Below are 13,165 nucleotides of genomic sequence, written 5' to 3'. Positions count from 1 at the left end.
GTCCCTGAGGGCTCGGGGGGTTCCTGAGGCTCGGGGGGGTCCTGAGGCTCAGAGGGGTTCCTGAGGCTCGGGGGGTCCCTGAGGGCTCGGGTGGCCGCTGGAGCCTCGGGTGTCCCTGAAGCTTCGGGTGTCCCTGAAGCCTGGGGTGGTCCCTGATAGCCGCGGGCGTCCCTGAAGCCCCGGAGCCCGTTCCGGGAAAGGCCTCGGGTGTCCCTGAAAGCCCCGGGCCGTCCCGGGAGGAGGCCCCGGGCGTCCCGGGAAGAGCCTCAGGCGTCCTGGGCCGGTGCCGTCAGCTCGGCCCAGACCGTCTTGCCGGGGGTGCCCGGCGTGCGGTCGATGCCCCAGTCCCGGCAGAGCCGCTGCACGATGAACATGCCGTGTCCGCCCGGCCGCCCGGCCCGGTGCGGGGTGCGCGGGGCGGGCTGTCCGGCGCCCAGGTCGGTGACCTCGAGACGCAGCACCTCGGGCAGGCGCACGACGCGCAGCTGCTCGGGCCCCTCGGCGTGCAGGCAGGCGTTGGTGACGAGCTCCGAGACGACCAGGAGGACGTCCTCGGCGGCGGCCCTCCGGTCCGCGGTGGCGGCGGGCAGCCAGCCCCACTCCTGGAGCGCCGTGCGCGTGAAGTCACGCGCGAGCGGCACCGTTCCGCTGGTCCCGCCGAGGGCGAGCGTACGGACGTCGGAAGCTGGGTCCATCAGCGCTTCACCTCACCGATCGACGGGGCAGGGGCAGGAAGTACGGGGGCGCGGGCGGAGCCGGAGAGGAGGGGGCGCGCCGGGCCGGGCTCTGCGGGGCGGTACGGCGCACGGCCGGACCTCATTCCGGGAGCGCCGTCTCCAGGGTGTCGTGCACCGTGAAGACGGTGTCCGCGCCCGTGATGTGGAACACCCGGGCCACCGCGGGCCGCATTCCCACCAGATGGACCTCACCGCCGACGGCGTCCGCCCGCAGCCGGGCGCCGAGCAGCACGTTGAGTCCGGTGGAGTCGCAGAACTCCAGGCCCGAGCAGTCGACGACGAGCCGTGAGCGGCCCGCGTCCAGCGCCCCGTCCAGGGGGGCGCGCAACAGTTCGGCGGTGTGGTGGTCGAGTTCGCCCACCGGGGTGAGGAGTTCGCTCTCCCCCACGGCCCGCACTCCGACCCGCAACCGCGCGGGCAGTGCGCCGCCGATGTGTTCGCGGTCCATGGCCGTGCCTCTTCTCGCTCTCGCGGATGCCGACTGACGTCCGTCGAACACTACAAGCGGGGTGGCCTCCGATGCACATGCGGCCCATCTCATAGCGGGACAAACGGGATTATTGACACTTGCAACGTCCCCCGTCGAGCAGGTAGGTGTGGAGAAGACACCCGACACGGCCGGCTTGGAGGCGCCGCAAACCGCTGCGAGAAGTACCCGAAGGAGACCCATGTCACCCCGCCTCGACGCACCGCGCACCCCCGGCGCGCCGTCGACCGCATCCCCCTCCGCCCACTCCGCCCTTCTCCCCGACGGGCTCGCCGGGCACATGCTCGACCGGCCCCTCGACAAGATCGGGGCGGTCGACGCACGCGCCCTGTCGAAGCAGCTCTTCGCCCGGCTCGCGGAGCTGGAGGAGGGCACCCACGAACACGCGTACGTCCGCAACACCCTCGTCGAGCTGAACCTCGCCCTGGTCCGCTTCGCCGCCGCCCGGTTCGGCACCCGCAGCGAACCGATGGAGGACATCGTCCAGGTCGGCACCATCGGGCTCATCAAGGCGATCGACCGCTTCGAGCTCTCCCGGGGCGTCGAGTTCCCCACCTTCGCGATGCCGACGATCATCGGCGAGATCAAGCGCTTCTTCCGGGACACCTCCTGGTCCGTGCACGTCCCGCGCAGGCTCCAGGAACTCCGCCTCGACCTGGCGCGGGCCACCGACGCGCTGTCCCAGCGCCTCGACCGCTCCCCCACGGTCGCCGAGCTCTCCGAGGAGCTGGGCATCCCGCCGGAGGAGGTCGTCGAGGGCATGACCGCGAGCAACGCGTACACCGCCAGCTCGCTCGACGCCCAGCCCTCCGAGGAGGACGGCGGCGGCGGAGAGGCCGCGCTCGCGGACCGGCTCGGCTACGAGGACAACGGCCTGGCCGGCATCGAGTACATCGCCTCCCTCAAGCCGATGATCGCCTCGCTGCCCGCCCGCGAGCGGCGCATCCTCTCCCTCCGCTTCGTCTCCGGCATGACCCAGTCGGAGATCGGCGAGGAGCTGGGCATCTCACAGATGCACGTCTCCCGGCTGCTCACCCGCACCCTCGCCCGGCTGCGCCAGGGCCTCACTCTGGAGGAATGAGCCCCGCTCCCCCGCCCGGGGCGCCAGGATGGCTTCCGGAAGGGCCCGTCCACGGTCTGACGACCCCGGACGGGCCCTTCCGCGCGACCGAGCGCGTGATCCGGCCCGCGACCGGGGCGTTGTTGACGCACGGTCCGGGCTGGGCCACATTGAGCCGGGGTTTCAGGGGGGAATCACATGGTTTCTGCGTACGCGGAACTGGAAGAACGCATGCGCGGCAGGCTCGGCGGCAGGGAGTGCCTCTACGTGCCGTCGTGCCGCTTCGGCCTCTACCTGGCGCTGCGCCACTGGTGCGAGCCGGGCGGACGGGTGCTGATGTCACCGGTCAACGACGACGTGATCTTCTTCGTCGTCCTCGCCGCCGGACTCCGCCCGGTCCAGGCGCCGCTCGACCCGCGGGACGGCTCCCTCGACGTCGCGGCCGTGCCCGGGCCCGTCTGGCGGGGCCTGTCCGCCGTCCTCACGACCAACCTGTACGGGAACCCCGACCCGGCGCCCGAGCTGCGCGAGCGGTGCGACCTGCTCGGCATCCCGCTGATCGAGGACGCGGCCCACGCGATCGGCTCCACCGTCGGCGGGCGCCCGGTCGGCACGTACGGCGAGGCGTCCGTCTTCAGCCTCTCCAAGCACGCCCGCGCCGGGACGGGCGGCTTCCTCGCCCTCGCCGACCCGGCCCTGCGCGACGAACTCGCCGCCGCCCGCGACGCGTTGCTGCACCCGGTCCGTGCCACCGCCGAACTCGCCCACCTGGCGCGGCCGTACGCGGAGGCCGCCGTGCGCGGACTGCGCCTGACCGGCGCCGCGCGCGCGGCGCTGCGGGCCCTCGGCCTGGAGGAGCGCGAGGAGATCCGGATGCCGCTCCGCGCCGGCGCGCTCGCCCGGGCCCTCCCCGCCGCGCCCGCGCTCGACCCCTTCCACTCCTGGGTCCGCGTCGACATGCACGACTACCGGCTCCGTCCGGGCCCCGGCAGGCTCCGCCGCACCGCCCGCAGGCTCGCCGGGCTCGACGCCGTCCTCGACGCCCACCGCACGGGCACCGCCCGCCTCCTGGCCAGCGAGTACGGCTCCGCCGCCGGCGCGGAGCCCCAGCCGCTGTTCCGGGTGCCGCTGCTCGTCGAGGACCGGGACGCCGCCGTCGCCGCCCTCGCCCGGCGCCGCGTCACCACCGGCTACCTCTACGACCCGCCGCTCGACGCCTACGCGGGCGAACCGTTCACCGACCCCTCCCCCGCGCCCGAGCGGGCCGCCTGGTTCGCCCGGCACGCCCTGCCCGCGGACCCGCGCCGCGCGGACGACGTCCTCGCCGCCCTGCGCGCCGCCGGCCTGCGGCCCGTCCACCCGTCGGCCGCCCTCGGCGGCACCCGGTGACCGGGTCCGTACGGCTGCGCGGGGCGGGACGGTCCGCGTCCGGCGGGACCCGCGCGGACGCCGGCGCGGCGGGGGGCGACGGGGACCCCGGCTCCGGCGAGAGCTCCCTGTTCCGCAACGCGTACGCCCTGATGCTCTCCACCGGCGTCTCCGCCGCCCTCGGCCTCGGCTTCTGGCTGGTCGCCGCCCGCCACTACTCCGAGGAGGCCGTCGGCCAGGGCTCCGCCGCCATCGCCGCGCAGCGGATGCTCGCCTCGATCGCGGCGACCACCCTGGCCGGCGCGGTCGTCCGCTACGTGCCCCGGGCCGGCCGCGCCACCGGGCCGCTGGTCCTGCGCCTCTACCTGACCAGCGCCGTCGTCGTCGGCGTCGCCTGCGCCCTCTTCCTGCTCACCCTGGACTGGTGGGGCCCCTCGTACGCCCCGCTCGGCACCGTCTCCGCCGGGATCTTCTTCACCGCCTCCTCCGTCGGCTGGGCGCTGCTCTCCCTCCAGGACGGCGTGCTCACCGGGCTCAGGCGCGCGATCTGGGTGCCCGTCGGCAACGCGGCCTTCTCGCTCGGCAAGCTGGTCCTGCTCGTCCTCCTGGCCTCCGCCGTACCGGTGCTCGGCGTCTTCGTCTCCTGGGCGGCGGCGATCGCGCTCTCCGTGGTGCCGCTCGGCTGGCTCATCTTCCGCCGGCTCATCCCCCGGCAGGCCCGCGCCGACCGGGACCGCGAGCCGCCGAGCCTGCGCGAGATCGGCCGCTTCGTGGCCGGGGACTCCGTGGGCGCGTTCTTCAGCCTCGTCATGATCAGCCTGCTGCCGATGATGGTCGCCGTCCGCTTCGACGCCGCCCACAACGCCTTCTTCTACACGGCCTACACCGTCGGCGGCACGATGGAGTTCATGGCCATCAACATGGCCTCCTCGCTCACCGCGCACGCCTCGCACAGCCCGGAGTCCCTCGCCGAAGGGGTCGGGGGCGCCCTGCGCCGCATGACGCTGCTGCTCGTCCCGGTCGTCCTCGTCCTCGTCGTCCTCGCCCCCCTGATCCTCACCCCCTTCGGCCGGGGCTACGCCGACAACGGCTCCACGGTGCTGCGGCTGCTCGCCGCGGGGGCCCTGCCCCGGGTCGCCGTCGAGCTGTACATCGGCGTGCTGCGCGTCCAGGGGCGCACGGGCATGCTGGCCGTGATCCAGGGCTCGATGTGCGTCCTGGTCCTCGGCGGCGCGGCCCTCCTCCTCGGCCCGTACGGCATCGACGGCGCCGGGTTCGCCGTCCTCGGCTCGATGACGGTGATGGCGGCGGTGTGCGTGCCGGGGCTGCGGGCCGTCCTGAAGGGCCGCGCGCCGGCCGGACGGCCCCGGCCGGCGGCCCGGACGAAGCCCGGAGACGGGGGCGGGTACGGGGACGGGTACGGCACGCGCTGGGCGCGCGAGAGCGCCTATCTGCGCGGGGCGCACGACGCGGTGACGCCCGCGTTCGGCGTCCCCGTCCTCGTCCCCCCGGACCGGGCGCCCGGGGTGGCCGCGCCCCCTGGGGCGGGGGCCGGGACGGAGGGGGCCGGGACGGAGGGGGCCGGGACGGAGGGGGCCGGCCGGGAGCGGTGGACGGCCGGGCTGTGGCCGCTGCTCGGCCTGGCGGCCGGGCTCTTCTGGTACCCGCTCGCCCGCTCCCGCGAACTGGACGTCGAAGAACTCTCCGGCACCGGTCTGATCGCCGCGCTGCCGCCCGTCACGGTCGGCGCCGGGCTGCTGCTCGTCGTCCTCCAGGGCGTCGCCGCGGGCCTGCGCGCCTTCCGCCCGGGTTTCGCCTCGGCGGTGCTCCTCGCGACCTTCCTCGCCCTGCACACCGCCCCGCCGCTCCTCGGCCTGCGGCCGGCCGACGCGGGGGGACCGGGCGCCGTCCTCCTGGGCGAGGGGACGGGGCGGGCCGTCGCCCCCGTCGCGCTCCAGGCGCTGTGCCTGCTGCTCGTGGCGCTGCTGCTGCGGGTGCTCGGCACGGGCGCGCGGGTCACGGCGGGGGTGGTGTGGGTGCTCGTCTGGGCCGGCTGGGCGGGGCAGCAGGCGTTCGCCGGCGCCCCGCTGCCGCTCTTCCTGGGCCTGGCCGGGGGCACGGCGGCGGTGTGCGCCGTCCGGGGGGCGGCGGGCCGGCGGCGCTGACGGCGGGCCGCCCGGCGGCCGGTCAGCGGTCCGGCAGCCGCTGCCGGAAGTACGGGTCCCGGCCGGCGGTCCGGTACCCCTCCAGGGCGGGACCCGCGTTGACGGTCAGGTCGCAGCCGGGGCCGGGCACGGCCCGGTTCCAGTGCACGTACGCCTTCACCTCCGGCAGCGTCGGCGCGACCCCGGGGATGGCCGTGTACCAGTCGCGCTGCCGCTCGGGCCGCTCCGGGTCGGGGGCGGTGGAGAACTCGGCGAGCATGACGGGCTTGCGGGCGGAGACGTTCTCCCGGAGCCAGTCGTAGGCGGGACGCTGGCTCTCGTCGAAGTCCAGCCAGTCCGGCGTCCCGTGGCAGAGGTGGTAGTTGTACTGGTCCATGCCGATCCAGTCGACGTGGTCGTCGCCCGGGTACAGCCGCTTCATCGTCTCCGCGCTGCCCAGGTAGCCGGAGACCGTCCACACCCAGACCACGTTGTCGGCGCCGAGTCGGCGGAAGCGGTCGCGGAGGTGGCGGTAGGCGGCGACGTACTCGGCGGGCGTCCCGGCCCCCTCCGCGACCCGGGCGTCGGCCTCCTGGTCGAAGGAGAGGAAGATCCGCTTGCCGTAGGCCTTGACGCGGCGGATCTGCGGATCGAGGACCTTGGCGTCGTACCGCCCGGACGCGATCTCCTTCCAGCCGAGCTGGGTCTCGGTCCAGCCGGCGTGGTGGGGTTCCTTCCAGACCGTGGACTCCCAGGCGAGCATGAGCATCCGGTCCCGTCCGAGCAGCCGCTCGTCGGGGGTGAGCAGGGTCCCGTCCAGCGCGTTGCCGGACATGTCGTGGTACGTGTACACGAGGTCGAGCCGCCGGCCGATCCTCCGCTCGAAGTCGCGCACGGGCCGGACGAGCGAACCGTCCCCGGCGTGGGGGACGTACGCCCCCCACCAGGCCCCGCAGGGGGCGACGAGCCGGGCGTCGGGGACGCACCGGACCTCGTCCCCGGCGGCGGTCGCCCACACCCCGGTGCCGGCGAGGAGCACGCCGGCGGCGGCGAGCGCCACCGCGCGCCGGCCGGTCACCGGGTGCCACCGGGGGTTCCGCGCCGCGACCGGAACCGTCCCGTGCCCTCCGGTTCGGCCGCCCCCCGGGTGGCCGCGGGCAGCGGCAGGCCCGGCAGGAGGGCCGCGCCGGTGGTGAACGCGGCGAGCGGGACGAGGAAGGCGGTGACGGAGAACACCCCGGCCAGGAAGAGGAGGGTGGCCGTGAGCGAGGCGAGGGAGAGGCTGATCGGCGCGGCCAGCGCGAAGGCCTCCAGGCGGGCGCCGGGCCGCAGTCCGCGCGGCTGGGGGTGGAGCAGGGCGGCGCCGGGCCCGAGGCAGACGAAGAGCAGGACGGGCAGCCAGCGCGGGGGCCAGCCGCCGGGCAGCAGGGTCGCCGCGAAGGCCACCCACCCCGAGACGGCGACGAGGGCCCTGATCCGGTTCCGGCCCGGCTTCACGGGGTGCCTCCCGGGGTGGCCGGGGACGCGGGCGCCGCCGGGACGTGGGCGAGGACGATCCCGTACGGCTTCTCCTCGACGGTCCTGAAGAGCGGGGAGGCCTTCAGCCGGGCGCGCAGGACCTCGAAGCCGCCCGGCGGCAGCAGGCCCTCCCCCGCCGTGTAGACCTCCTGGGTGCGGGTGAGGACGACGTGGGCCGTGGTGCCGGGCGGAATGCCCTCGGTCAGGTAGCGGGCCGGGTCGGCGAGCATCTTCTCGTTCTCGGGCAGCTCCTGCTCGGCGAAGAACCAGTGGTCGACCCGGTCGTAGCCGTGCAGGGCCTGCGGGAAGGAGCCGGACGTGGCGAGGAGCAGGCCGCCCCTGGGCAGCCGGTCGATGGCGCGGGTGACCAGGTCCGACTCGGCGGGCGGGGTGTAGTACATCGTCTCCTTGCCGTAGTACGAGGGCAGGAACCCGGCCACGAGGACGACCAGGACGGCGGGGAGGGCGACGGCCGCCGCCCGGCGCCGGGCGGCGGCCGCGCGGCTCCTGCGGGCGTCCGCGGCGGCGGGCACCAGCGCCGCCGCCGCGAAGAACGCGGCGCCGGGCAGCCCGAACAGGTAGACCCGGAAGAGCATTTCGCCGCCGTAGTCGTTGACGGCGAAGAGCGGGACCGGCGCGACCGAGACCAGCAGCAGCGGCAGCGCGCTGTGGGTCAGCCGGCGGCGGACGAGCACGGCGGCCCCCGCGAGCACGACGACGGCGAGGGCCATGGCGATGCCGGCCCGGCCGGCCAGCTCGGGCCCGGGGCCGGTGAGCTGCCCGGCGTATCCGGCCCGGGAGTTCTCGGTGAGCCGGCCGAGCGACGCGCGCAGCGTGCCGAGCATCTCCAGGAACAGCGGCCGGCCCATCGTGAGGTTCCAGGTCAGCATCAGCAGCCCGGCGACGGCCAGCAGGCCGTAGTTGCGGTAGCGGCGGGTGAGGCCGAGGGCGAGCAGGGCGGCGCAGAGCATGACCGGCGTGAGCTGGTGGACGGCGTTGATCGCGAGGATCACGGGCGAGAGGATCACCAGGCAGACCGCGCGCTGGCGCGGGCTCGTGGGCGGCGGCACGGAGGTGGCCGCCGGATCGAGGTGCGCCCGGTCGCGCAGGCGTCCCGCCGAGCCCGGCCGCACGAAGTGCCGCAGGACGACGGCGAGCACGGTCAGGTGCAGGAGGTACGCGAGGCCCTGCGGCGCGAAGTAGTCCTGGCCGACCCAGTTGGCGAGCTGGAAGATCCAGACGGCGGTCCACACCAGCCGCCAGTCCTCGGCGAAGGTGCGGTAGATCAGCACGAGCAGGGGCAGGGCGATCAGGCCGAGGAGGACCGGCGCCCAGTTGAGGTAGGTGGCGGCGCTCTCGGTGCCGAAGGCGCGGACGAGCGCGGCGTTCAGGGTGAAGAAGCCCGGCCACTGCTCGTAGGCGGACATGTTCCCGGACAGCCCGGCGTCCGGGCGCAGCTTCCCGGCGCCGAGGACGGCCTCGACGACGGCCTCGTGCTTGGAGGCCCAGGGGTAGCGCACGGCGTCGTACAGCACCGCCGGGGGCGCCTTGAGCGCGACGAGCAGGGCGGAGCAGTAGACGAGCGGCCAGCCCGGCGAGGTCCCGGCGCGCCGCAGCGTCACCAGGAATCCGGCGGTGAGGACGAGCAGGGAGGCGTGGAAGGCGACGGGCAGGCGGTCCAGGAGGCCGTAGTCGCCCATGGTGCGGAAGTCGATGCCGGGCAGGGCGGACGCCCACAGGCCGAGGCCCAGCACGAGGAGGGCGGGGGGCAGCGCGGCGAGGAGTCCGGGCGGGGCGCCGCGGCGCGCGTGCGACGGGGGTCCGCCGCCGTCCCGGGCGGGGACGGACCGCGCGCCGCCCGGGGGCGCCGGCCCGGCCACCGGTGTGAACGCCTTCTCCGTCATCCCGCGAACTCCGTTCCGCGCACCAGCGCGCGCGTGCGTCGGTACACGCGCCAGCCGATCGTGGCCGGCGAGTCCGGGTACGGCGCGGCCTTCGCGCCCCGGCCCTCCATCCACCGCTCGACGTCGGCGGTGGTGTGGGTGCGGCGCACGATGAGCCGGGCGATGCGGTAGACCTCGTCCGTGCCGGAGCTGAGGGCGTGCCGCACGGCGGCGGCCGAGGCGTACCCGGCCGCCGCGGCGGCCCGGCGGACGGCCGGGCCGTTGTAGCCGTGGGGGTAGGCGAGGTGCGCCACCTCGTGGCCGAGGACGTCCTCCAGTTCCGCCTTCGAATCGCGCAGTTCGCGCCGCAGGGCGCCCGGCGCGAGGGTGTCGAGCTGCGGGTGGGTGACGGTGTGGCCGCCGACCTCCATCCCGTACTCCTCCAGGCGCGGGGCCCGGTCGAGGGTCATCATCGGCGCGGGCGGCAGCAGGCAGGGCCGGCCGGGGGTGAGGGCGCCGGTGGTCAGGTACGCGGTGGCGGGCAGTCCGCGCGCGGCGAGCGCCTCGGCCGTGGGCCCGGCGAGGTCGGCGAAGCCGTCGTCGAAGGTGAGGACGACGGGCCGGGGCGGCAGCGGGGTGCCGTGCGCGAGGTGGGCGGCGAGGGCGCCGGCGGTGACGGCGGTGCGGCCGGAGGCGACGACCGCGTCGAGCTGGGAGGCGAACTCCCGGGGGCCGACGGTGAATTCGGCGATCCAGTCCGGCGGGTCCTCCATGACGGCGTGGTAGAGGAGGACGGGTATGCGGGCGTGGACGGGGACCGGGGGGCCGCCGGGCAGGAGGGCGCGGAGGCCGCCGGTGGCGCGCGTCATCGCGGTCCCGCCTTCCGCAGCCGGGCGGTGGCGTATCCGATCGGGCCGTAGAGCATGCCGCGTCGCTCCAGTCGGGAGAGGCTCCGGGGCCAGGGGTGGTGGTGGGCGCCGTGCTCGCCGGGGACGCCCCCCGCGGGGGTCCCCCCGCGCCGGGCGGTGATCGTCCGGGCGTGCGCGAGGCCGCGCGGCAGCCCGGCGAGCAGGGCGGGCAGCAGCCGGGGCCGGCGGACGAGGGTCGCGGTGAGGTACGCGGTGAGGCCGGCGCCGTAGCCGTACGCCTGGTTCCGCAGGTCCTGCCAGGTGTCGCGGTGGTGGTGCCAGACGAGGGCCCCGGGGGCGTAGCGGAGGCGGAAGCCGGCGGAGAGGACGGCGACGAAGGCGTACAGGTCGTCGCCGCCCCGCGCGGCGGTCCCGGTGCCGGTGGCGGGGTCGAAGCCGCCGGCCCTCCTCAGCGCGTCCGCCCGGAAGGCCATGTTCGCCCCGGAGCCGAAAGCACCCGCGGTGAACGGGAAGAGCGGTTCGTCGGCGGGCGGCCGGGCCGGGTCGTACAGGCGCGGGGCGAAGCCCTTGGCGAAGCCGCCGTGCGCCTCCAGGAGGACCTGCGCGGGGGTGGACAGCCGGGCGGGCAGGATCAGTCCGGTGACGCAGCCGAGGCCGGGATCGGCCGCGAAGGGGGCGGTGAGCGCGGTCAGCCAGCGCGGGTCGGCGACCACGTCGTCGTCGGTGAAGGCGAGGACCCCGCTGCGGGCGGCGGCGGCGCCGGTGTTGTGGGCGGCGGCGAGGCCGGGGGCGTCCTCGCGGACGTACCGGACGCGGCCGGCGTACTCCCGGGTGACCAGGTCGTGCGTGTCCCCGGTCCGGGGCGCGTTGTCGACGACGACGATCTCGAAGCAGGGGTGGTCCTGGGCGAGGAGCGAGTCGAGGGCGCGGGCGAGCCGCCCGGGGCGCTCGCGGGTGGCGACGACGACGGAGGCGCGGGGCGGGACGGGCTCCTCGTCCGTCGCCGGCCCGGCGAGCCGTTCGGCGTCGGTGGGGGGCGTCCGCCGGGCGAGCCGTTCGCGGGCGAGGGCGGCCAGCACGCCGGCGGGGTCCTCGCCGTCCGCGACGGTCCCGACGACGGTGGCGGCGGGCCGCCCCCGGAGCCGTACGAGCGCGTAGACGTCCCCGGGCACGACCGGCGGCCCGCCGGGTGCGGGCCGCAGCGACAGGACGGGTCCTCCGGGCGCGGCGAGGTCGATCTCGGCGACGGAGAGGGGGCGGGGGAGGGAGCGCCCCGCCGGGGAGGCGGGCCTCCCGGACGCGGTCACCGTCCGCCCCGCAGCCGGGCGGCCCCGTTGAGCGCGGCGCGGGCGCGGGCGGCGAGGGCGGGCCGGCCGCGGACGAACCCGTGGACGCGCCGGGCCGGTTCGCGCGCCAGCCAGTGCAGGGCGGCCCGCGCGCCGGGGACGCGGACGGCCCCCTCGTGCACCGTCAGCTCCCCCGTCTTCAGGGCGTCCTTGTACTCGGCGTCGCCGCGCCCCAGGTCCAGCGTCCCGATCCCGGCCTCCGCCGCCGCCTCGGCCATCCGCAGGTGCAGCACGAGGCCGGGCGAGTACTTCGCGAACTCGGGGTCGTACGAGGGGAACCAGCAGGACAGCACGGTCGCGGACCGCAGCCCGAAGTGCGCGGCGACCGGCCGCTCCCCCGCGTACAGCACGGACAGGACGCCGGAGCAGCCGGGCGTGCGCCGCTCGTGGAGGTGCCGGACGAGGGTGGCGATCCACTCCTTGGCGAAGCGGTCGCCGCGCCCGGTCCTGCGGTACTGGGCGGACTTCCACTCCATGAGGGTGCGCAGGGCCGCCGGGTCGCGTTCGTCGAAGACGAACCGCGTCCCGCCGTCGGCCCGGCGGGCGAGCCGGCGCTCCTTGGCGAGGGTGGTCCTGAGGAACTTGGGCGACCGGACGCGCAGCAGCGCCTCGTAGGCGGCGTACCCCTCGCGGACGTCGATCACGGGGGAGGCGAAGGACTCGGCGGCGGCGGGCCCGAAGACCGGCTGGCCGTCCTCCAGGTTGTCGAACTCCCAGACGGCGAGGCCGCAGTGGCGCAGCAGGGCGCGGGCGCCGGGCCGCAGCCCGGGCCGGAGGACGGCGCCCTGGCTGTCGGAGACGCCGTACCCGAGGGCGCGGCCCCGCCCCAGCGGCCCCTTCTCGTACGGGAAGAAGCCGACCGGTTCGTCCCCCTCCCACCAGACGGCGACCCGCGAACGGGGCCGCACCCGGGCCACCGCCCGCGCGAACTCCGGTGTCATGAAGGGGTTGTCGGGCGCCCCGGACCCGGCGCGCAGCTTCCGCCACGCCTCGATCTCGCGCGCGCCCAGCTCCTCCGGCCGCACGACCCGCACACGGACAGCGTTCACCCTGCCGACCCCCCGGTCTTCCCCCCTGAGTCCCGCCAGGACAGGACGGTACCGGTCCGCGGCGCCCCGGGTCAGGGATACCCGGTCTTTCCGTGACCGGTCGCGGGAGGGAGGGGCGGGCGGCGGGTCCGGCCCGTCGGAGGGGAGCGGGCGGTGGGTTCCGGCCCGCCGGAGGGGAGCGGCGGACGGGTGATGTCCGGATCGCGGGCGTCCCGGAGGGGCCTGCCGCGTTCGACGCGCGCGTCACGGGGAAGATCCGGGGGGCCACGAGTCACACGAGTGACACGAGTTCCACGAGACGTCCCCGGCACCGAGGAGCCCCCGATGAGCGTGCGCCGCGTCGTTCCCAACCTCCGTACGGCCTCCCCCGGGGAGAACCGGGATTTCTACGGGCTCCTCGGCTTCGAGCAGGTCATGGACCTCGGCTGGATCGCGACCCTCGCCTCGCCGGCCGTCCCCACCGCCCAGATCAGCCTGATGGGCTCCGACCGGACCGGCCCCGTCGTCCCCGACCTGAGCGTGGAGGTGGAGGACGTGGACGCGGTGTACGAGGTGGTGCGGGCGGCGGGCGCGGAGGTCGTGCACCCGCTGACGGACGAGGAGTGGGGCGTCCGGCGCTTCTTCGTGCGGGACCCGGACGGCCGGGTCGTCAACGTGCTCGGCCACCGCGCCTGAGGGGGGACGGCCGCGGCGTACGGGGGCCG

General features: G+C 76.1%; 12 protein-coding genes. 4 read left to right on the top strand and 8 right to left on the bottom strand.

Going from position 1 to position 13,165, the window contains the following annotated elements:
* Positions 1 to 266: 266 nt before the first annotated feature.
* Both ACZ3IL_RS19250 and ACZ3IL_RS19245 read right to left on the bottom strand, forming a co-directional pair.
* On the bottom strand, positions 267 to 695 hold the full coding sequence (locus ACZ3IL_RS19250) for an ATP-binding protein (protein WP_467391612.1): 429 nt from the start codon (positions 693 to 695) through the stop codon (positions 267 to 269).
* A gap of 121 nt (positions 696 to 816) precedes the next feature.
* Complete coding sequence (locus ACZ3IL_RS19245; protein WP_467391611.1) at positions 817 to 1,185, bottom strand: STAS domain-containing protein; 369 nt, start codon at positions 1,183 to 1,185, stop codon at positions 817 to 819.
* Positions 1,186 to 1,405: 220 nt separating this feature from the next.
* Between ACZ3IL_RS19245 and ACZ3IL_RS19240 the strand changes: the two genes are divergently transcribed.
* The 3 genes from ACZ3IL_RS19240 to ACZ3IL_RS19230 all read left to right on the top strand — a co-directional run bounded on the left by ACZ3IL_RS19240 (position 1,406) and on the right by ACZ3IL_RS19230 (position 5,817).
* Positions 1,406 to 2,305, top strand: a complete 900-nt coding sequence (locus ACZ3IL_RS19240; protein ID WP_467391610.1) for an RNA polymerase sigma factor SigF — start codon at positions 1,406 to 1,408, stop codon at positions 2,303 to 2,305.
* Positions 2,306 to 2,482: 177 nt separating this feature from the next.
* A complete protein-coding gene (locus ACZ3IL_RS19235) occupies positions 2,483 to 3,673 on the top strand; it encodes a DegT/DnrJ/EryC1/StrS family aminotransferase (protein ID WP_467391609.1) in 1,191 nt (396 codons plus the stop codon).
* A complete protein-coding gene (locus tag ACZ3IL_RS19230) occupies positions 3,670 to 5,817 on the top strand; it encodes a lipopolysaccharide biosynthesis protein (protein WP_467391608.1) in 2,148 nt (715 codons plus the stop codon). The genes ACZ3IL_RS19235 and ACZ3IL_RS19230 overlap by 4 nt, the downstream gene beginning before the upstream one ends.
* Positions 5,818 to 5,839: 22 nt before the next feature.
* On the opposite strand, the gene ACZ3IL_RS19225 is transcribed toward ACZ3IL_RS19230, so the two are convergent.
* The 6 genes from ACZ3IL_RS19225 to ACZ3IL_RS19200 form a co-directional block, all read right to left on the bottom strand.
* A complete protein-coding gene (locus ACZ3IL_RS19225; protein WP_467391607.1) occupies positions 5,840 to 6,874 on the bottom strand; it encodes a glycoside hydrolase family 26 protein in 1,035 nt (344 codons plus the stop codon).
* A complete protein-coding gene (locus tag ACZ3IL_RS19220) occupies positions 6,871 to 7,293 on the bottom strand; it encodes a hypothetical protein (RefSeq protein WP_467391606.1) in 423 nt (140 codons plus the stop codon). Before ACZ3IL_RS19220 ends, ACZ3IL_RS19225 begins: the two co-directional genes overlap by 4 nt.
* Positions 7,290 to 9,218, bottom strand: a complete 1,929-nt coding sequence (locus tag ACZ3IL_RS19215; RefSeq protein WP_467391605.1) for a hypothetical protein — start codon at positions 9,216 to 9,218, stop codon at positions 7,290 to 7,292. Before ACZ3IL_RS19215 ends, ACZ3IL_RS19220 begins: the two co-directional genes overlap by 4 nt.
* Entirely contained in the window at positions 9,215 to 9,970 is a 756-nt protein-coding gene (locus ACZ3IL_RS19210; protein ID WP_467391661.1) for a polysaccharide deacetylase family protein, read from the bottom strand. The genes ACZ3IL_RS19215 and ACZ3IL_RS19210 overlap by 4 nt, the downstream gene beginning before the upstream one ends.
* Positions 9,971 to 10,062: 92 nt before the next feature.
* A complete protein-coding gene (locus tag ACZ3IL_RS19205; RefSeq protein ID WP_467391604.1) occupies positions 10,063 to 11,373 on the bottom strand; it encodes a glycosyltransferase family 2 protein in 1,311 nt (436 codons plus the stop codon).
* Positions 11,370 to 12,461 (bottom strand): GNAT family N-acetyltransferase, encoded by a 1,092-nt coding sequence (locus ACZ3IL_RS19200; RefSeq protein WP_467391603.1) that lies wholly within the window; start codon positions 12,459 to 12,461, stop codon positions 11,370 to 11,372. Before ACZ3IL_RS19200 ends, ACZ3IL_RS19205 begins: the two co-directional genes overlap by 4 nt.
* 324 nt (positions 12,462 to 12,785) lie before the next feature.
* Between ACZ3IL_RS19200 and ACZ3IL_RS19195 the strand changes: the two genes are divergently transcribed.
* A complete protein-coding gene (locus ACZ3IL_RS19195) occupies positions 12,786 to 13,136 on the top strand; it encodes a VOC family protein (RefSeq protein ID WP_467391602.1) in 351 nt (116 codons plus the stop codon).
* Positions 13,137 to 13,165 lie beyond the last annotated feature (29 nt).

The organism is Streptomyces sp. NPDC014907 (assembly GCF_055562975.1).
Note: the sequence above shows the minus strand (reverse complement) of the source record. Positions and strands in the feature narration are given on the sequence as shown.